This window comes from Pseudomonas oryzihabitans, from assembly GCF_007665395.1.
GTDB lineage: Bacteria > Pseudomonadota > Gammaproteobacteria > Pseudomonadales > Pseudomonadaceae > Chryseomonas > Chryseomonas psychrotolerans_C.
Genome location: NZ_VDND01000005.1, coordinates 204,334 through 222,886 on the forward strand (window position 1 = coordinate 204,334; position 18,553 = coordinate 222,886).

Here is an 18,553-nt window from a genome sequence, read left to right on the forward strand (position 1 = left end):
GTCGGAACAGCTCTAAAGCCTGGCGCGGTCCTGCCGATCATGAGGGGGCTATCCATCTTTTCGAGGTGTCCTCCGGTGAAGCTACGCTCTCTCAACATCGCCCCCCGCGCGCTGGTCGCCTTTGGCTTCTTCGCCCTGCTGGTCATAGGGCTCGGCCTGTTTTCCCTCGGCCAGAATCGCATCATCAAGGAGAGCGAAGAGCAGATCATCGGCAACGTCATACCGAGCGTGCAGATCATCGGCGAGATCCGTGCCGACCTGCTGAGCCTGCGCATGCACAACCAGGGCTTGATGCTGGCCTCCTCCAACGCCGAGACCCAGGCGGTGCACAAGGGTATCGAAGAGGCCAAGGCCACCCTGGAGCGGCACGTCCGCCAGTTCGACGCCCTGCTGCTCACCGACAAGGGACGCGAGGTCTACACCCGGATGACCGGCCAGCTGGCCACCTACCTGAACAACCAGACCCGCTATCTCAAGGCGCTGGACGACCAGAACGATGCCGAGCTGCTCAAGCTCACCGGGCAGGATGGCGAGATGGCCCGCAGTGGCGACGCCCTGAGCGCCACCGTCACCCAGCTCGCCGGCCTGGTCGACGGCAAGGTGGTTCGCCTCGCCGCGGCGTCCACCGACAGCTACCGCACCGCCATCGCCATCACCGTGGCAGCCATGCTGGCGGCCCTGGCCGGCACCCTGTTGCTGGCCTGGCGCTTCACCCGCAGCCTCACCGGGCCGCTGGCCAAGGCGCTGGCGGTGGCCGAGCGCATCGCCAGCAACGACCTCAGCCGTCCGGTCGAGCAGGATGGCCGCGACGAGCCTGGCCGCCTGCTGGCGGCGATGGCGCGCATGCAGGACAACCTGCGCGGCACCCTGGAGCGGCTGAACCTGTCTTCCAACACCCTGGCGTCCACCTCCGAGGAGTTGTCGACGGTGACCGCCAGCGGTCTGCGCGGCATCCAGCGGCAGAACGACGAGCTGGCCCAGGCCGCCACCGCGGTCAACCAGATGACCGCGGCGGTAGAGGAGGTGGCGCGCAACGCCGCCGCCGCCAGCGCCGCCGCCCAGGATTCCCGGACCTCCGCCGACCTTGGCCAGCACCGGGTCGAGGAGACCCTGCAGACCATCCATGCCCTGCACGCCGCGGTAGCCACCAGCGGCACCGAGATCGACGGCCTGGCCGGCCAGGTCCAGCGCATCAGCGGGGTGCTCGACGTCATCCGCGGCATCGCCGAGCAGACCAACCTGCTGGCGCTCAACGCCGCCATCGAAGCCGCCCGCGCCGGCGAGGCGGGACGCGGCTTCGCCGTGGTCGCCGACGAGGTACGCGCCCTGGCCGCGCGCACCCAGCAGTCCACCGGCGAGATCGAGGACATGATTGGCGCCATCCAGGGCGGGGCGGGCAAGGCGGTGAACGCCATGGCCACCAGCAACCAGCAGGCCAGTGCCTGCCTGGAGGTCGCCGCCGCCGCCGGTGAGGCCCTGGCCGAGATCGGCCGCAACATCGTGCAGATCACCGAGCGCAACCTGAGCATTTCCGCCGCCACCGAGGAGCAGGCCCAGGTGGCCCGCGAGGTGGACCGCAACCTCACCAGCATCCGCGACCTGTCCACCCAGAACGCCGCGGGCGCCGAGCAGACCGCCGCCGCCAGCAACGACCTGGCGCGCCTCGCCGGTGACCTGAACGGCGCGGTGCAGCAGTTCCGACTGTGACCCCGGGGCCGGGCTAGCGGGCGATGTCCTCCAGCGCCCGGTTACGGGTGCGCGGGCCGAACAGGCCGATGGTCAGCACCACGATCAGCATGCTGGCGACGATGAAGGCCAGCACGCCCGGGGTGCCCAGGCGCTCCAGCAGGGCGCCGATCAGCAGGCTGCTGAACACCGTGGACAGCCGGCTGAAGGAATAGCAGAAGCCCACTGCCCGGGCACGGATGGCGGTGGGAAACAGCTCGGCCTGATAGGAATGGAAGGCGAAGGTCAGCCAGGCGTTGCAGAAGGTGATGCCGACGCCGCAGAGGATCAGCCCCACGGCGCCCTGCTGCAGGGCGAACAGGCTGCCGAAGGCCACGGTTCCCAGGGCGGAACCGACGATCTGCCACTTGTTCTCGAATCTGCTGGCCACGCGCACGAACAACAGCGGGCCCAGCGGATAGGCGAGGGTGATGACGAAGGCGTAGCCCAGGCTGTGGGTCAGACTCACGCCCTGGCCGGAGAGCAGCGCCGGCAGCCAGTTGCCGAAGCCGAAGAAGCCGATGGCCTGGAACAGGTTGAAGACGATCAGCATCAGCACCCGTCGCCGGTAGGGCGGTTGCCAGAGCGCGGCGAAGCCGGCGGCCAGCGGGCGCTCCAGCGGTGCCTCCTGGGGCGCGGGCAGCGGCTGGCCACTGTCGGCGCGGCAGGCCGCCTCCAGACGCTCCACGCCGCGCTCGGCTTCGTCCAGCCGGCCCTGTTGCGCCAGCCAGCGCGGCGACTCGGGCAGGCGCTGGCGCAGCCACCAGATGAACAGGGCGAAGGCGGCGCTGGACAGCACCACCCAGCGCCAGCCGGAGACACCCAGGGGCGCCTGGGGCACCAGCCACCAGGACATCAAGGCCACCGCCGGTACCGAGAGGAACTGGATGAAGAAGGCGAAGGCGAAGGCCGAGGTGCGCATGGCCTTGGGGACCAGTTCCGACAGATAGGCATCGATGGTGACCAGCTCCAGCCCCAGGCCGATGCCCACCACGAACCTCAGGACGATCAGCCCCAGGGCGGTGGTCTGCAGGCCCATGGCCAGGGTCGCCAGGGTGTAGCCGATCAGGGCCCAGGTGAACACCGCCCGGCGACCGAAACGGTCGGCGAAGGGACTCAGCACACTGGCGCCGACGAACAGCCCGAGAAAGGTGGCCGCGGCGAAGGCCGCCTGGTCGGAAACCCCGAAGACGCCGGCCGCGCCGGTCTGGAACAGCCCGTCGCGCAGCAGTCCGGGACTGATGTAGGCGGTCTGGAAGAGATCGTAGAGTTCGAAGAAGCCGCCGATGGACAGCAGGGCCACCAGGCGCCACAGGCTGCGGGTGGCGGGCAGGCGGTCGAGGCGCGCCGAGAGGGTGGCGGCTCGCTGAGCGGCGGGCAGGGCAGAGGAGGGGGTCGAAGCCGAGAGCGCGGAGGTCATGGGACGCTATCCAGAGAACGGTCGTCCTACAGCTTACGACTCGTTCATGACCGAATGTTGCCAAAAATGTCCATTTGTACCGCTCTGCTTGGCAGCAATCGCGTGTTTGCCGGTCTGGAGCAGTGTTTTCTTGCGTCAATCAGGGTACCAGCGCCAGGGCCGTGCGCAGATCGACGACCAGGACGTCGAGATAACCGCCCTGCAGCGCGCCGCGGATGGCGTTAACCTTGCGCAGGCCACCGGCGAGACCGACCACACGATCGATCTCGAGCAGTTGCGGCAGGTCCACCGAGACCACGGTCTCTTCGCTCTCGTCCAGTACCGGGCGGCCCTGGGCGTCGAAGTACCTCAGGCAGATATCGCCCACGGCGCCGCGGGCGGCCAGCACCTCGAGCATGGCTTCGCCATGGTAGTTACCGCTGTTGCGCAACAGTTGCGAGGGTTCCAGCTCGCCGATGCCGACCAGCGCCACGGTGAGTCGGGCGAAGCGCTCGGTGACCTCGCGCACCTCGTCCAGCTGCAGGATGCGCTGGCGGCTCTCGGGCGATTGCTCGATGCTCTGGGAGGGCAGCAGGTAGGCGGGGCAGCCGAGCAGGTTGGCCAGTTGCTGGGTCAGCAGGGTGGCTTCGAAGGCCCCCTTGTTGCCGACTCCGCCCAGCAGCTGCACCACTTCCGTCGCCCCCTGGCGACTGCTGCCGCGGTGCATGTGGCCGACCATGGCGCGGATGGTGGAGCTCCAGGAGGAGATACCGATGTGGTCGCGCTCGGTGACGCTGGTTTCCAGGTAGTGGGCGGCGGCCGAACCGATGGCCTGCTTGATGGCTTCCTCGTCATCGCCGGTGGGCTCCACCACGATGGCCTGGCGGATGCCATAGCGCTGCTGGAGCTGGCGCTCCAGCTCCAGGTGGAAGTTGCGCGGCCGCTGCACCGAGATGCGCACGATGCCGTCCTTGAGCGCGCGGCTCAGGGCGCGGCTGACGAAGGATTGGGACAGGTCGAGCTGGGCGGAGATCTGCGACTGCTTGAGCCCTTCCTCGTAATAGAGCGAGGCAATCTTGGTCAGCAGACGTTGTTCTTCGAGGTTACTCATCCAGATTCCCGGTACCAGCGGAGACGTGGGGCCCAGGGTCGCCCGGCCGGCCTGACCGCGACGAACCACCGAAAAGCACGCACGTACCTGTTAGAAAGGCGCATTTTCCCGCTATTTTTGCTCAGCCTTCCCCTCAGCGCCAAGGCTTTTGCGCCCTTGGCGCCGGCAATGCCGATCAGGACATGATCAGGCCGCCATCCACGTTGATCGCCTGGCCGGTGATATAGGCCGCGTCCGCCGAGGCGAGGAAGGCCACCAGCCCGGCGACGTCGGCCGGGGTACCGGCACGCTTCATGGGGATGTTGCCGACCCACTCGGCCATCAGTTCGCCCTGGCCGTAGCGCTTCTCCGGGGTGGAGAGGATCTCGCCCCAGACCCGGTCGTTGTAGTCCCACATCTCGCTCTCGATGATGCCCGGGCAGAAGGCATTGACCGTGATGCCATGACGCGCCAACTCGTGGGCCAGGCTCTGGGTGATGCCGATGACGCCCATCTTGCTCGCCGCATAGTGCGGTGTGTAGATGAAGCCCTGGCGGCCCTGGCCGGAACTGGTGTTGATCAGCCGTCCGCCACGCCCGGCGGCGACCATGCGCTTGGCCGCTTCGCGGCAGCACAGCCAGACGCCGGTGGTGTTGACCTGCAGGATGCGGTCGAAATCGGCGCGCGGCATCTGGTCGAAGGCGTCGATGGTGATGACCCCGGCGTTCTGCACCGAGACGTCGACGCGGCCGAAGCGCGCCTCGGCCTGGGCATAGAGTTCGGCCACCGCCGCTTCGTCGGTGATATCCACCACCAGCGGCAGGATCTCGGCCCCGGTCGCGGCAGCCAGGCGCGCGGCGGTCTCGTGCACCCGCTCGGCGTTGGACACCAGCACCAGGTTGGCACCCTCGCGACCGAAGCGCTCGGCGATCCCCTCGCCGATGCCGCGGCAGCCGCCAGTGATGACTACGGTTTGACCTGCGAAGCGACGTTCCACGTGAAACCTCCTAGGGCTATAGGCCACGATCTAGCGAGCTAGAGCCAAACAAGGCGAATACCCCTGAGGACGCGGACCGGGCTTGCGCTCAAGTTTACGAGTGGTAAATGAGCAGTCCGACCGGGCTGGCGATCCAGGCGGTATTCAACGCAGGTTGGCCGACGCGCAGCAGATCGTGAAAGGCGTTACCAGCAGACGAATCCGCCATCGACGATGAGATCCACCCCGGTGCAGAAGGACGCCGCCGGGCTGCAGAGGAAGATCGCCGGGCCGACCATTTCCTCCACCTCGGCCATGCGGCCCAGGGGGGTGGTCTGCTCGAAGATCTTGACCTGGTCGGCCACCTCGGGGCGGGTGTTCATGGGGGTGGCGGTGTAGCCGGGGCTGATGCAGTTGACCCGGAGGCCGCGCTCGGCCCATTCCATGGCCAGGCTCTTGGTCAGGTGGATGACCCCGGCCTTGGAGGTGTTGTAGTGGGCCTGCAGGAGGCCACGGTTGACGATGCTGCCGGACATGGAGGCGATGTTGACGATGGCGCCGTGCCCGCGTGGCAGCATGACCTGCGCCTGGGCCTGGCAGCTGAGCATCACCCCGGTGAGGTTGATGTCGAGCATGCGCTGCCAGCGCTCCAGTTCCAGCTCCTCGGCCGGCTGGGCGTTGGCGATGCCGGCGCTGTTGACGGCGAGGCTCAGCGGGCCCAGCTCGGCTTCGGCACGCGCCACGGCGGTGGCCAGGTCGGCGGCGCTGGTCACCGAGCCTTCCAGCGCCAGGGCGCGCCGGCCATGGGCCTGGATGCGTTCGACGGTGCCGGCCAGGTCGCGACTGCCGGGCAGGTCGAAGCAGGCCACGTTGGCCCCGGCCTCGGCCAGTCCGACGGCGATGGCCTGGCCGATGCCGCTGCCGGCACCGGTGACGAAGGCGGTCTGGCCGCCAAGATCGAAGAGACGCATGAAAGAACTCCTAGTCAGGCAGTAGCCAATTCCATCACGGCCACCGGAGTGGCCTGTTCACGTTCGAGAATGCCCATCTGCTGGCCACGGCTCATCACCATGACCCGGTGCGACAGGCCGAGGACCTCGTCGAGATCCGAGCTGACCACGATCACCGCCATGCCGGTGGCGGCCAGTTCGGCGATCACCTGGTAGATGGCGGCGCGGGCGCCGACGTCGATGCCGCGGGTGGGTTCGTCGAGGATGAAGACCTTGGGGTTACGCGCCAGCCACTTGGCGATGATCACCTTCTGCTGGTTGCCGCCGGACAGAGCGGCGATCGCCTGCTCCGGCTGGCCCTTGACGCCGAGGCGGGCCACCGCCTTGCGGGCGAAGGCGCGCAGGCCGCCAGGGGAGACCCAGCCACCGGCGGCGAGCAGGTCGGTGTTGCCATAGATGAGGTTTTCCTCGATGGCGTGGTCGACCACCACACCCTGCTGCTTGCGATCCTCGGGCACCAGCACGATGCCGGCCTGGATGGCCTCGCAGGGGCTGGCGAAACGGCAGGCCTGGCCCTCAAGCAGCAATTCGCCGGTGACCTGCTCGGCAGCGCCGGCGATGGCGCGCACCAGCTCGGTACGCCCGGCGCCGACCACGCCCGCCACGCCGAACACCTCGCCGGCGCGCACGGCGAAATCGATGTGCTTGAGCGGCATCTCGCGGCAGCTGAGGCCTTTCACCCGCAGTACCTCGCGGGTGCCGGGCGCGGCCAGGGCCGGGAAGATGCGCTCCACGCTGCGGCCGACCATTTCTTCCACCAGTTGCCGCACCGGCACCTGGGCGGTGGCATGCAGGGCGATCTGGCGGCCATCCCGCAAGACCAGCACCCGGTCGGCGATCCGCGCGATCTCTTCCAGGCGATGGCTGATATAGATGAAAGAGACGCCCTCGGCCTTGAGCCGCTCGACCTGGGCGAACAGCAATTCGGTCTCTTCGCCACCGAGGGCCGCGGTGGGCTCGTCGAGGATCAGCAGGCGCGCCTTGAGGGTCAGCGCCTTGGCGATCTCCACCAACTGCTGGGCCGCCACGCTGAGGCCGGCCACGGTGCGGGTGGCCGGCACCTTGAGACCGAGGCGATCCAGCTGGCGCTGCGCCTCGGTTTCCATGAAGGCGCGGTCGATGCGGCCGCCGCGCATGGGCAGGCGGCCGACGAACATGTTCTCGGCGATGGTCAGCTCCGGCAGCAGGCGGATTTCCTGGTGGATCAGGCCGATGCCGGCGGCCAGGGCCGCGCCGGGGGAGTCGGGCGTGTAGTCCTGGCCGAGCCAGGTCATCCGGCCCCCCGCCTCGGGCGGTACCAGGCCGGCGATGATCGACGACAGGGTGGACTTGCCGGCACCGTTCTCACCGAGCAGGGCCAGGACCTCGCCGGGCTGGATGTCGACGTCCACGCCGCTCAGCACCTCGATGCCGGCGTATTTCTTGCCGATGTTTCTCAGGCTGAGGGCCGCGGGCTGTTCCAGGGGCATGACGGCGGACATGGGGCCTCCGAAAGGGGGAGCTGAAGCCGTGCCTCCCAGGGGAGGCAGCTGGGGCATGGGCTGGAGGCGGCGGGCCTTACCCGCCGCTGGCCGGACGAACCGTTACGGGTGGTTCTCGATGAAGGGGGCGACATTGTCCTTGGTGGTCAGGATCGCCTCCTGCAGCTGCTCCTTGGGCAGTTGCTTGCCTTCCTTGAGCGCCACCGCCGATTCCAGCGCCAGGCGCCCCATCTTGCGGGTCTGCTGGGTGATGGTGGCGGACAGGGTGCCGGCGGCCACGGCCTTGAGGCCGGCCACGTCGCCGTCGAAGCCGACGATGGTCACCGGATGATCGAGGTTGGCCACCTTGACCGCCTGGGCGGCGCCCAGGGCCATGGCGTCGGCGCGGCCGAAGAAGACGCTGATGTTGGGGTCGCGCTGGAGCATGTCCTGAGCCACGGCGAAGCCCTTGTCCTGGGCCCACTCGGCGGGCTGCTGGGCGACCACCTTCAGCTCAGGAAACTTGGCCAGGCCTTCGGCGAAGCCCTTGGCGCGGTCGTTTTCCGGGGTGGTGCCGATCTGGCCCTGGAGGATGGCGACGCGGCCCTTGCCCGCGGTGACCTTGCCGACGTATTCGGCCAGGGTGCGGGCGGCGGCGACGCTGTCGCTGGCGATGAAGGTGTCGCCGGGCGCATCGGGGGCGTTGCGGTCCACCGCCACCACCGGGATGCCGGCGGCCTTGGCCGCCTTGACCGGGACACCGGCGGCGGTGGCGCCAGCCGGGATGTAGATCAGGGCGTCGACCTGGCGGGTGATCAGGTCCTGGATCTGGTTGACCTGGGTCGCCGAGTTGCCCTGGGCGTCCACCGTGATCACCTTGATGCCCTTGGCCTTGCCCTCGGCCTCGACGGCCTGCTTGATCTGGTTGAAGAAGTCGGCCTGGAGGTTGGCCACCGCCAGGCCCACGGTGAGTTCCTTGGCCTGGGCATTGAGCGCGCCGGCACAGGTCATGGCGGCGAACAGGGTACCGAGCAACAGCTTCTTGGGGGTCAGCATGGAAAGCACTCCGTTGTTATTGTTGTACTGCGGTGTCGATGTCGATGCGGTTCTGACTCAACGCTGCCCGCTACGGCGGCGCAGGGTATCCAGGGTGACGGCCAGGGCGATGACGATGCCGATGATCACCTGCTGCACGAAGGGCGAGACCCCCAGCAGGTTCAGGCCATTGCGCAGCACGCCGATGATGAGCACGCCCACCAGGGTGCCGCCGACGCTGCCGACGCCGCCGCTGAGGCTGGCCCCGCCGATCACCACCGCGGCGATGGCGTCCAGCTCCAGGGACAGGCCGGCGCTGGGCTGGGACGAATCCAGGCGCGCCGCCATGGCCACCGCGGCGAGGCCTGCCAGGGCGCCGCTCAGGGCGTAGATCCAGATCGTGATGGCGCGCACCTTGATGCCCGACAGCCGTGCCACCTCGGCGCTGCCACCCATGGCGTAGAGATTGCGGCCGCCGGCGCGGAAGCGCAGGAACACCCAGGCCACCAGCAGCATCAGCAGGAAGAGGCCGACGGTCACCGACAGGAAGCCGAAGTGCCGCACCGTGGCCAGGCTGGTGAACCAGTCCGGGAAGCCGACGATCTGGCGACCGTCGGTGAGGATGTTGGCCAGGCCGCGGGCCACCGACATCATGGTCAGGGTGGCGATGAAGGCGGGTAGCCGCGCCCGGGCGATGAGCAGCCCCGAGACCAGGCCACAGACCAGGCCGCCGAGGATGGCGGCCGGAATCGCCAGGCCCAGTGGCCAGCCGATGTCCTGGTAGAGCCAGCCCAGCAGCATCATGGCGAAGGCCAGTACCGAGCCCACCGAGAGATCGATGCCGCCGATGACGATGACCAGGGTCATGCCGATGGCCAGGATGCCGAGCACCGTCACCTGGTCGAGGATGTTGAGGGCGTTGCGCACGGAGAAGAAATACTCCGAGGCGAAGGAGAACACGGCGATCAACAGCGCCAGGCCGATCAGCGGACCGCCGACGTTGCGTGGCAGACGCAGCGCGAGGCGGGCAAGGGGCTTGGCGGGTGGCGAGGCAGTCGGGGCTTTGGCTTCCACGAGCTTCTCCTGGGGTTATTGTTCTTGTGTAAGGCCGCCTGAATATTTATGCTTGCCTGATTTTTAATTCAGACTCCGCCTGTTCCAGGGGGAAGTCAAGCGCCTTTTCATTGCCGCGCTGCCGAATGCCTATCGCTCAGCAAACCTCAGCCAGACCGGTATCCACGTCTGGCGGCAAAGCCCTGGACGCCATTTTCGCCTATTGACGACCTCCCGGATTGGGGTCTAAATGATAAATATATTTTCAGTGACGAATAAATATTCATAAGACGCCCACTGAAACCTCGGCAGGCGTCTGTTCCATCGCAGCTTCGGATACCCGAGGGGGTCGCCTGATGAATCCGTTCCAGTACGACGTCGCGCAGATTCGCGAAAAGGCCCGGCTGATCCGCCGGCGCGTCATCCAGCTCAACGCCGCCTCTCCCGCGGGCGGCCACACCGGGGCGGACCTGTCGGAGACCGACATCCTCGCCACCCTCTACTTCCGCCTGCTCGACGTCGCCCCGGAACGCCTTGCCGATCCCCAACGCGACATCTACATCCAGAGCAAGGGCCATGGCGTGGGCGGGCTCTACTGCTGCCTGGCCGAAGCCGGCTACTTCCCGCCGGAATGGCTCGACAGCTACCAGCACTTCGATTCCCACCTGCCGGGCCATCCCGTGCGGCAGAAGACCCCCGGCATCGAACTCAACACCGGCGCCCTCGGCCACGGCCTGCCGGTGGCCACCGGCATCGCCCTGGCCGCCCAGCGCGAAGGCAGTCCGCGGCGCGTCTATGTGCTGACCGGCGACGGCGAACTGGGTGAGGGCTCCAACTGGGAGTCGGCGCTGACCGCCGCCAAGTACCGGCTGGACAACCTGACGGTGATCGTCGACCACAACCGCCTGCAACTGGCCGGCCCGACTGCCGAGATCCTGCCGCTGGAGCCCCTGGCCGAGAAGTGGCGCGCCTTCGGCTTCCACGTGGTCGAGTGCGACGGCAATGATGTCGCCCAGCTGGTGGAGAATCTGGAGGCCCTGCGCGAGCACCGTGGCCAACCCCAGGTGTTGATCGCCAACACCGTGAAAGGCAAGGGGGTTTCCTTCATCGAGGGCAAACCCGAATGGCACCACCGGGTGCCCAAGGGCGACGAGATCGCCGCTGCACTGAAGGAGCTCGACCATGGCCACTGATACCCAGACCCCGGGCGAAGCCCATCTCGCCAGCGTCATGGTCGAGGCCTTCATCGCCGCGGTGGACGCCGGCGTCGACCTGGTACCGGTGGTGAGCGATTCCACCTCCACGGCCAAGATCGGCCCCTTCGTCAAACGCTTCCCCGAGCGTCTGGTCAACGTCGGCATCGCCGAGCAGACCCTGGTCGGGGTGGCCGCCGGCCTGGGCCTCGCCGGCAAGGTGGCGGTGACCTGCAATGCCGCGCCCTTCCTGATCTCCCGCGCCAACGAGCAGGTCAAGGTGGACGTCTGCTACAACAGGTCCAACGTCAAGATGTTCGGCCTCAATGCCGGGACCAGCTACGGACCCCTGGCCAGCACTCACCACAGCCTCGACGACATCGCCGTGATGCGCGGCTTCGGCAATGTGGAAATCTATGCCCCGGCCGACGGCAGCGAGTGCCGGCAGATCGTCGAGCATGCCCTGGCCCACGACGGCCCGGTCTACATCCGCCTGGACGGCAAGGCGCTGCCCGATCTGCACGGTCCCGACTATCGCTTCGTGCCCGGCCAGGTCGATGTGCTGCGCCAGGGCCATGACGTCAGCCTGGTGGCCTTGGGCTCGGTGGTGCACGAGGCGGTGGACGCCGCCCGGCAACTGGCCGAGCAGGGCGTGAGCGCCCAGGTGATCAACCTGTCGTCGATCCGCCCGTTGCAGCGCGAGGTCTTGCTGAAGGCCCTCTGCGCCGCCCGCGGTGGCGTGGTCACGGTGGAAGAGCACAATGCCAACGGTGGCGTGGGCAGCCTGGTGGCCGAGGTGATGGCCGAGGCGGCCCTGGGGATTCCGCTGATCCGCCTGGGCATCGCCGACGGTGAATACGCCTCCGCCGGAGCCCGCGGGCCGACCCGCGCCAAGCACGGCATCGATGCCGCTGGTATCGTCGCTGCGGTCCAGCGCCTGCGCTGAGCCGGGCGGTAGCGGAACAACAACAAGGAGCTGCCATGGCCGCCGAGCCGCTGATCCTCGCCCTCGACGAGGGCACCACCAATGCCAAGGCGATCCTGGTGGATCGCGCCGGCCGCGTCGTGGCCCGCGGCTCCCGGCCACTCACCGTCGAGCATCCGCACCCCGGCCATGCCGAGCAGGATCCCCTGGCCATCTGGCAGGCCTTGCAGGGCGCCATCGGTGACTGCCTGGCCCAGACGAATGCGCCCCTGGCGGCCATCGCCATCAGCAACCAGCGCGAATCCGCGCTGGCTTGGGAGCGCGCCAGCGGCCAGTTGCTCGGTCCGCTGGTGAGCTGGCAGTGCAAGAGATCCCAACCCCAGTGCGAGGCCCTGCAGGCCGCCGGCCATGGCGAGCTGATCCGGCAGCGCAGCGGCCTGGCGCTGGATCCGATGTTTTCCGCTGGCAAGTGGCGCTGGCTGCTCGACCAGGTCCCCGAGGGCATGGCCCGCGCCGCCGCCGGCGAGATCTGCCTGGGTACCGTGGACAGCTGGCTGCTCTGGCAACTCAGTGGCGGTGCCAGCTTTCTCATCGACGCGGCCAACGCCGCCCGTACCCAGTTGCTCGACCTGCGTGGTGGCGACTGGGATCCGCAACTGCTGAATCTGTTCGGCATCCCCCGGGCGGCGCTGCCGGAGATCCGCCCCAGCGCCGGCTGCTTCGGCGAGACCCGGGCCCAGGGTCCGCTGCCGGCGGGCCTGCCGATCCTCGCCATGATCGGCGACTCCCATGCGGCGCTGTTCGGCCAGGGCGGATTCGTCCCCGGCAAGGTCAAGGCCACCCTGGGTACCGGTTCCTCGCTGATGACGCCCATCGCCGCGCCGGTGGTCTCCGCCCATGGCCTGGCCACCACCCTGGCCTGGCGCCTGGGCGAGACCCCGACCTACGCCCTGGAAGGCAATATCGTCCACACCGGCGCCGCCGTAAGCTGGACGGCGCGCCTGCTGGGCGGCGCCGGCGAGCTTACGGCCCTGGCCGCCGAAGCCGCGGCACTGCCGGACAATGGCGGCGTCTACTTCGTCCCGGCGCTCGGGGGGCTCGGTGCGCCGCACTGGCGCGCCGAGGCGCGGGGGCTGTTTTGCGGTCTCAGCGAGACGTGCGGCCGAGCGCACCTGATGCGGGCGGCGCTGGAGGCCATCGCCTACCAGATTCGCGACGTCTTCGACGCCATGCAGCAGGACAGCCCGACGCCCCTGGACGAACTCTGGGTGGACGGCGGCGCCACGCGCAACGAATGGCTGCTGCAATTCCAGGCCGATCTGTTGCAGCGCCCGGTGATCTGCAGCCTGTCGCCGGAGGTCTCGGCGCTGGGCGCGGCCCATCTGGCCGGCCATGCCCTGGGCTGGTGGCAGGACGCCGCGGCCCTGGCCGATCTGGAACGCCCGCGGCGCCGCTATGAGCCTCGTGCCAATGCCGTGCCGGAGTTGTATGCCGGCTGGCAACAGGCGCTGGCGCGGACGCTGCGGTAAAGACCCTAGGTCGGGTTGAGACGGCTTTATCGTCGAAGCCCAACAACGCGGATTCGATCTGGGCACCGTTGGGCTTCGCTGCGCTCAGCCCAACCTACGGGCCAGCGTAGCGTGGAAAACGGCGCAGCCTTTTCCAATGGGGCATCGCGACGAGGTGCTGCCCTCACCCCAACCCTCTCCCGAGGGAGAGGGGGCTAGACCGTAGGTTGGGTTGAGACGGCTTTATCGTCGAAGCCCAACGATGCGCATTCGATCCGGGCACCGTTGGGCTTCGCTGCGCTCAGCCCAACCTACGGGCCAGCGTAGCGTGGAAAACGGCGCAGCCTTTTCCACTGGGATACCGTGGTGAGGCGCGCCCTCACCCCATCCCTCTCCCCGAGGCAGAGGAGGCTAGACCGTAGGTTGGGTTGAGACGGCTCCATCGCCGAAGCCCAACAATGCGGATTCGAGCCGGGCACCGTTGGGCTTCGCTGCGCTCTGCCCAACCTACGGGCCACGTAGCGTGGAAAACGGCGCAGCCTTTTCCACTGGAGCATCGTGACGAGGCGCTGCCCTCACCCCAACCCTCTCCCCGAGGGAGAGGGGGCTAGACCGTAGCTTGGGTTGAGACGGCTCTATCCTCGAAGCCCAACGCTGAGGCACCGTTGGGCTTCGCGGCGCTCAGCCCAACCTACGGCGGCCCTGTGGCGTCTGGCTCAGGTCGGCAACGTCATGAAGATCTGGGTGCCCTGGCCGGGGCGCGATACCACGCCGATGCGGCCACCGTGCTGGCGGATGATTTCCTTGCACAGCGCCAGGCCCAGGCCGGCGCCGCCCTTCTGGCTGCCGATCTGCACGAAGGGTTCGAACACCCGGCCCTGCTGGGCATAGGCGATGCCTTCGCCGTTGTCCTGCACCGCCATCAGCAGCTGGTCGTTCTGGCGCAGGGCCTGGATGACGATGCGGCCGCCCGCCGGGGTGTGACGCAGGGCATTGCTCAGCAGGTTGTCGAACACCCGCGCCAATTGCTTGGGGTCCAGGCTGACCCGCGGCAGCGGCGTGTGCAGCAACTCCACGCTCAATTCGACATCGCGCTCGCGGGCCTCGTCGGCATGGCGGGCCCGCGCCTCTTCCAGCAGGTCGCCGATCTCGCTGGGCAGTTTTTCCGGGCGCTGCAGGCCGCTCTGGTGGCGGGAATAGTCCAGCAGGTCGTTGATCAGTTGCACCAGGCGATGGGTTTCCTCGTCCACCGTCTGCAGCAGATAGGCCTCGCGGGACTCCGGTGCCACCTTCAGGCGCTCGCGCAGCAGACCGAAGGCCATGTGCATGCCGGTGACCGGGGTACGCAGTTCGTGGGAGGCGCGCAGGACGAATTCGTTGCGCACCCGGTCGAAGGCGCGCTGCTCGGTGACATCGCGCAGCACCATAAGCGCACCCACGCTGCGACCGTCGGCGTGGTTCACCGGCGTCAGGCTCCAGGCCAGCAGGCGGATCTCGTCGTCGACGCGGATCTCCAGGTCTTCGGGCGCCGCATCCAAGGCGCCGCCGGCCAGCACCCGCTGCACGCTGGCCTCGATCTCCGGTCGCTCCAGCGCGGCGATCAGGGACTCGCCCAGGTGGTTCTCGTTCCAGCCGAGCTGGCGGCAGGCCACCGGATTGGCGTGCTCGATGTTGCCCTGGGGGTCGAGGATCACCAGGCCGTAGTCGATGCTGTCGAGCACCGCCTGCAGGCGCCGCTGGCCGGCCACCAGGGCCTCCACATTGGTCTGGCTGAGGCGGTGCAGGGCCTGGGCCATGTTGCCGAAGCGGCGGCTGAGCAGGGTGAATTCGGCGATCTGCGAGGTGGGCAGCTGGACGTCGAAGTTGCCCTGGCTGATGCGTTCGGCGGCCTTGGCCAGGCCGTCGATGGGGCCGGTGAAGCGCTTGGCGATGCCGTTGGCGGTGACCACGCCGGTGACCAGGATGGCCACGCCGATCATGGCCAGCAGCAGGGCGATGATCACCGCGCGGTCGTGGGCCTCGTCCTGCATGCGCTCCAGGGTCACCACATAGCTTTTCTGCAGGTCGTAGATGCGGTTGCGCAGCTCGTTGAGGGTTTCCTGGAAGCCCGGATCGGCGCGCAGCTGGGCATAGCCTGCCGGGGGTGACTGCAGGTATTCGGCGAAGCGCTCGTAGCGGCGCTTGACGTCTTCCAGCACCGCCAGTTGCTCGGGCTTGCGCATCTCGCCCTGGACCCGCTGCAGATACTGCTCGAAGCGTTCCTGGGCCGCTGCCAGGGACTGCGCATCCGGGGCGCCGTCGAGCATCTGGAACAGGCTGTTGCTCAGCTCCTGGCGCATGTTCAGCGTCAGGTTGATGAAGTCGAGGTTGCTACGCGTCTGGACGCTCTGCTCGCGAGCGAGGTGGAGGACGCTCACCAGCCCCACCAGCAGCCCGATGAGGGCCACGGCGATCAGGGCGGAGATGCTGAGGAAGAGGCGGGTGTGCAGCTTGATCGGCAGTTTCATAGCCCGTACTGCTTGCGTTTTCGATAGAGCGTGGAGGCGTCGATACCCAGGGTCTTGGCCGCCTGGTCGAGGGTCTCGCTGGTGGCCATCACCGCGGCGATGTGCGCCCGCTCCAGGGCTTCCAGACTCAGCGCCTCACCGACCCGCGGCGCGCTGGCGGCGCTGGCGGTGGCCGGGCCATCGCCCAGGCCCAGGTGATTGACGTCCACCAGGTCCTGGCCGCAGATGATGCTGGCGCGCTCGATGACGTTGCGCAGCTCGCGAACGTTGCCCGGCCAGTCGTAGCTGCGCAGGGCGTCCAGCGCCGCCTCGCTGAAGCCGTGGGCGGGTCGGTTGTAGTCCTTGACGAAGCGGGCGAGGAAGCGCTCGGCCAGGTCGACGATGTCTTCCTTGCGTTCACGCAGCGGCGGCAGGTTGAGCACGATGACGTTGAGGCGATAGAGCAGGTCTTCGCGGAATTCGTTTTCCGCCACCATCTGTTCCAGGTTGCGGTTGGTGGCGGCGAGGATGCGCACGTCGGCGCGGCGGGTCACCGGATCGCCGACGCGCTCGTATTCCTTGTCCTGGATGAATCTCAGCAGCTTGGGCTGCAGCGCCAGGGGGAAATCGCCGATCTCGTCGAGGAAGAGGGTACCGCCATCAGCTTGGCTGACCCGGCCGAGGGTGCTCTCGCTGGCCCCGGTGAAGGCGCCGCGGGTATGGCCGAACATCTCGCTTTCCATCAGGTCGGCGGACAGCGACGGACAGTTGATGGTGACGAAGGTCTTCTTGGCGCGGCGGCTCCAGGCATGGATGGCGCGCGCCAGTTCGCCCTTGCCCGAGCCCGATTCACCGAGGATCAGCACGTTGGCATCGGTGGTGGCGACCTGCCGGGCGGTTTCCAGGATGCCCATCATCGCCGGGCTGCGCGAATCGAGGCCGGCGCTGGACTTGCGCACCTCGCCTTCGAGGGCTTCCAGCCGCGCGGAGAGCTGGCGGAATTCCAGCTGCTTGGCGGCGGCCATGCGCAACTGGTCCGGACTGCAGGGTTTCACCAGGTAGTCGGCGGCGCCGGCCTGCATGGCATCCACCGCGGTGTCGATGGCCGAATGGGCGGTAACGATCACCACGCGCATCCAGGGCGCCTGGATGCGCATCTGCTGCAGCACGTCCAGGCCATTGTCCGCGCCCAGGCGCAGATCCAGGAAGCAGAGGTCGTAGACCTGCCGCAGCAGCAGGGCTTCGGCCTGGGCCGCACTGTTGGCCGTGGCGACGCTGTAGCCGGCGTCCTCCAGGCAGAAACGAAAGGTACGCAGGATGGCGGCTTCGTCGTCCACGAGCAGGATGCGACCGCTGGTTTGTTCCATGACGGAGAGACTCCAGGCCGAAAGGCCGAAACGCGCTAAAAGACCGAGCTGGCAGTTAGTCCATCATACATCGTGCAAGTTGCAATCCGCAGGATCGATGGGGGAGGTGGTAAGGGGGGGGGGCGGCATCGTGCAGTTCGCAATCCGCTCGCTGAAATCGCCGGTAAAGGTGGCTTTTGCCCGGGCAGGAGGGGGCGACGAGGGGTTTTCGGCCGCTGCGCTGACCAGAGACCGTCCGTAGAGACGGCGCCAGCCCCATTGGCCATCATGCAAAACGCAATGCGTCGGGCGTTGCACCTTGCAAGGTGCATGTCCGATAGCCCTCACCTGAAATCATAAGTCATTGTTTTATAATAAAAAATATCTTTTCGAAAAGCTGGCACGCAGTCTGCAATCTCCTTGGCAAGCCGGCCTTAGGGCCAACGGATTGCAGGAGAGACCCGATGATCAGCCAGACCCTTCGCAAGCACTTGGTAGGTACTGCGCTCTTCGCTTGCTTCGCCAGCGCCGCCGTCGCCGCTCCCCAGGGGCAGGACGTCAGCCGCGAACAAGCCCTCATCGCGTCCACTCGGATCGCTGCCCAGGCCATGGTGCCGGCAGCCAAGCCGTTGGCCAGCCAAGGTCGTGGGGAACTCAAAGCCATCCCGGCACAGTCCAATGGTGACCGCCTGGTGAAGCAGACCCGCTGGGTATTCTGAGGTCATGACCATGATGTGGATGCTGCTGATGATTCTGTTGTTCGTGGCAGCGGCGGTCGTACTCGGGATGTTGCTCAGTGCTTTGATGATGGGTCGTGCGCTCAATCAGACGCACAACCTCAACGGTCTGGATCTCGATCTGGCCGCTGTGGAACCACGGATGGCGAGTCTGGACACCCAGGATTTCGCTAATAAAACCACTGCTCGCTGGACAGGTGCTGTCGTCCGCTGAGTGCACTTGCAATACATAGGAGAAACACCATGCTGAGCTGGGCTATCACTTTCCTGATCATCGCGATCATCGCAGGCGTCCTGGGTTTCGGTGGCATCGCCGGTACCGCCACCAGTATCGCCAAGATCCTGTTCGTGCTGTTCCTGGTGCTGTTCGTGGTGTCGTTCTTCATGGGTCGTCGTCGTCCCTGATGCCGGACCTGTGAGCGCAACAGGTCGCCGGTCGTGAAGACCGGCGACCGAGGCTCTGTCATCGAACTGCAGCCTTAGGCCGGTTCAATAGCAACCTCGAAGTCGTCCCGCACCACGGGACGCGATGGCCACATGGTCGGGACGCTCTGCGGTATCGGGAGGGTTCCAAGAGTACAGGGAGTACTTTCGCACTCGCGGCGGACTG

Annotated in this window: 15 protein-coding genes and 2 pseudogenes; 8 read left to right on the forward strand and 9 right to left on the reverse strand. The window is 67.5% G+C overall.

Annotated elements, in window-relative coordinates; translation table 11 throughout:
• Positions 1 to 39: 39 nt before the first annotated feature.
• A pseudogene (locus FSV73_RS26135) lies at positions 40 to 801 on the forward strand (MCP four helix bundle domain-containing protein); the annotation flags it as partial.
• A gap of 309 nt (positions 802 to 1,110) precedes the next feature.
• Positions 1,111 to 1,707 (forward strand): annotated as a pseudogene (locus FSV73_RS26140) (methyl-accepting chemotaxis protein); the annotation flags it as partial.
• Positions 1,708 to 1,720: 13 nt separating this feature from the next.
• On the opposite strand, the gene FSV73_RS13085 reads toward FSV73_RS26140, so the two are convergent.
• From FSV73_RS13085 to FSV73_RS13115, 7 genes are all read right to left on the reverse strand, one after another.
• Entirely contained in the window at positions 1,721 to 3,145 is a 1,425-nt protein-coding gene (locus tag FSV73_RS13085; protein ID WP_145008292.1) for an MFS transporter, read from the reverse strand.
• Between the two features lie 139 nt (positions 3,146 to 3,284).
• The gene (locus tag FSV73_RS13090) at positions 3,285 to 4,235 is read right to left on the reverse strand and encodes a sugar-binding transcriptional regulator (protein WP_145008293.1); all 951 of its coding nucleotides are present in this window, start codon (positions 4,233 to 4,235) and stop codon (positions 3,285 to 3,287) included.
• 175 nt (positions 4,236 to 4,410) lie between these two features.
• Positions 4,411 to 5,211, reverse strand: a complete 801-nt coding sequence (locus FSV73_RS13095; RefSeq protein ID WP_145008294.1) for an SDR family oxidoreductase — start codon at positions 5,209 to 5,211, stop codon at positions 4,411 to 4,413.
• Between the two features lie 185 nt (positions 5,212 to 5,396).
• On the reverse strand, positions 5,397 to 6,161 hold the full coding sequence (locus FSV73_RS13100; protein WP_145008295.1) for an SDR family oxidoreductase: 765 nt from the start codon (positions 6,159 to 6,161) through the stop codon (positions 5,397 to 5,399).
• Positions 6,162 to 6,175: 14 nt separating this feature from the next.
• A complete protein-coding gene (locus FSV73_RS13105; protein ID WP_145008296.1) occupies positions 6,176 to 7,681 on the reverse strand; it encodes a sugar ABC transporter ATP-binding protein in 1,506 nt (501 codons plus the stop codon).
• Positions 7,682 to 7,783: 102 nt separating this feature from the next.
• Entirely contained in the window at positions 7,784 to 8,716 is a 933-nt protein-coding gene (locus FSV73_RS13110; protein WP_145008297.1) for a sugar ABC transporter substrate-binding protein, read from the reverse strand.
• A 57-nt stretch (positions 8,717 to 8,773) separates the two neighbouring features.
• Positions 8,774 to 9,769: an ABC transporter permease gene (locus FSV73_RS13115; RefSeq protein WP_145008298.1), complete on the reverse strand. Its 996-nt coding sequence runs from the start codon at positions 9,767 to 9,769 to the stop codon at positions 8,774 to 8,776.
• Positions 9,770 to 10,104: 335 nt separating this feature from the next.
• Here FSV73_RS13115 and FSV73_RS13120 point away from each other — a divergent pair, with 335 nt between their 5' ends.
• Genes FSV73_RS13120 through FSV73_RS13130 form a run of 3 tightly spaced genes read left to right on the forward strand, consistent with a single transcriptional unit; the run spans position 10,105 to position 13,395 of the window.
• Positions 10,105 to 10,941: a transketolase gene (locus FSV73_RS13120; RefSeq protein ID WP_145008299.1), complete on the forward strand. Its 837-nt coding sequence runs from the start codon at positions 10,105 to 10,107 to the stop codon at positions 10,939 to 10,941.
• Positions 10,931 to 11,887, forward strand: coding sequence for a transketolase family protein (locus FSV73_RS13125; protein WP_145008300.1), 957 nt, complete (start codon positions 10,931 to 10,933; stop codon positions 11,885 to 11,887). Before FSV73_RS13120 ends, FSV73_RS13125 begins: the two co-directional genes overlap by 11 nt.
• Positions 11,888 to 11,922: 35 nt before the next feature.
• Positions 11,923 to 13,395: an FGGY family carbohydrate kinase gene (locus FSV73_RS13130; protein WP_145008301.1), complete on the forward strand. Its 1,473-nt coding sequence runs from the start codon at positions 11,923 to 11,925 to the stop codon at positions 13,393 to 13,395.
• 695 nt (positions 13,396 to 14,090) lie between these two features.
• Here FSV73_RS13130 and FSV73_RS13135 read toward each other — a convergent pair.
• Together FSV73_RS13135 and algB are read right to left on the reverse strand one after the other, a co-directional pair.
• Positions 14,091 to 15,881, reverse strand: a complete 1,791-nt coding sequence (locus FSV73_RS13135; RefSeq protein WP_145008302.1) for an ATP-binding protein — start codon at positions 15,879 to 15,881, stop codon at positions 14,091 to 14,093.
• Positions 15,878 to 17,227: a sigma-54-dependent response regulator transcription factor AlgB gene (gene algB, locus FSV73_RS13140; protein ID WP_145008303.1), complete on the reverse strand. Its 1,350-nt coding sequence runs from the start codon at positions 17,225 to 17,227 to the stop codon at positions 15,878 to 15,880. The genes FSV73_RS13135 and algB overlap by 4 nt, the downstream gene beginning before the upstream one ends.
• A 443-nt stretch (positions 17,228 to 17,670) precedes the next feature.
• Here algB and FSV73_RS13145 point away from each other — a divergent pair, with 443 nt between their 5' ends.
• From FSV73_RS13145 to FSV73_RS13155, 3 genes are read left to right on the forward strand one after another with little or no spacing between them, the layout of a single operon-like run.
• Complete coding sequence (locus tag FSV73_RS13145) at positions 17,671 to 17,925, forward strand: hypothetical protein (protein WP_007160204.1); 255 nt, start codon at positions 17,671 to 17,673, stop codon at positions 17,923 to 17,925.
• A gap of 10 nt (positions 17,926 to 17,935) precedes the next feature.
• Positions 17,936 to 18,157, forward strand: a complete 222-nt coding sequence (locus FSV73_RS13150) for a hypothetical protein (RefSeq protein WP_186309226.1) — start codon at positions 17,936 to 17,938, stop codon at positions 18,155 to 18,157.
• Between the two features lie 29 nt (positions 18,158 to 18,186).
• Entirely contained in the window at positions 18,187 to 18,348 is a 162-nt protein-coding gene (locus FSV73_RS13155; protein ID WP_007160206.1) for a DUF1328 domain-containing protein, read from the forward strand.
• The last annotated feature ends 205 nt before the right edge of the window (positions 18,349 to 18,553 follow it).

Bases quoted from the DNA above. Each gene is read 5' to 3' on its own strand.
- FSV73_RS13085 (WP_145008292.1), bottom strand. From the start codon at position 3,145: ATGACCTCCGCGCTCTCGGCTTCGACCCCCTCCTCTGCCCTGCCCGCC.
- FSV73_RS13090 (WP_145008293.1), bottom strand. From the start codon at position 4,235: ATGAGTAACCTCGAAGAACAACGTCTGCTGACCAAGATTGCCTCGCTC.
- FSV73_RS13105 (WP_145008296.1), bottom strand. From the start codon at position 7,681: ATGTCCGCCGTCATGCCCCTGGAACAGCCCGCGGCCCTCAGCCTGAGA.
- FSV73_RS13110 (WP_145008297.1), bottom strand. From the start codon at position 8,716: ATGCTGACCCCCAAGAAGCTGTTGCTCGGTACCCTGTTCGCCGCCATG.
- FSV73_RS13150 (WP_186309226.1), top strand. From the start codon at position 17,936: ATGATGTGGATGCTGCTGATGATTCTGTTGTTCGTGGCAGCGGCGGTC.
- FSV73_RS13130 (WP_145008301.1), top strand. From the start codon at position 11,923: ATGGCCGCCGAGCCGCTGATCCTCGCCCTCGACGAGGGCACCACCAAT.
- FSV73_RS13120 (WP_145008299.1), top strand. From the start codon at position 10,105: ATGAATCCGTTCCAGTACGACGTCGCGCAGATTCGCGAAAAGGCCCGG.
- FSV73_RS13125 (WP_145008300.1), top strand. From the start codon at position 10,931: ATGGCCACTGATACCCAGACCCCGGGCGAAGCCCATCTCGCCAGCGTC.
- FSV73_RS13155 (WP_007160206.1), top strand. From the start codon at position 18,187: ATGCTGAGCTGGGCTATCACTTTCCTGATCATCGCGATCATCGCAGGC.
- FSV73_RS13100 (WP_145008295.1), bottom strand. From the start codon at position 6,161: ATGCGTCTCTTCGATCTTGGCGGCCAGACCGCCTTCGTCACCGGTGCC.
- FSV73_RS13135 (WP_145008302.1), bottom strand. From the start codon at position 15,881: ATGAAACTGCCGATCAAGCTGCACACCCGCCTCTTCCTCAGCATCTCC.
- algB (WP_145008303.1), bottom strand. From the start codon at position 17,227: ATGGAACAAACCAGCGGTCGCATCCTGCTCGTGGACGACGAAGCCGCC.
- FSV73_RS13145 (WP_007160204.1), top strand. From the start codon at position 17,671: ATGATCAGCCAGACCCTTCGCAAGCACTTGGTAGGTACTGCGCTCTTC.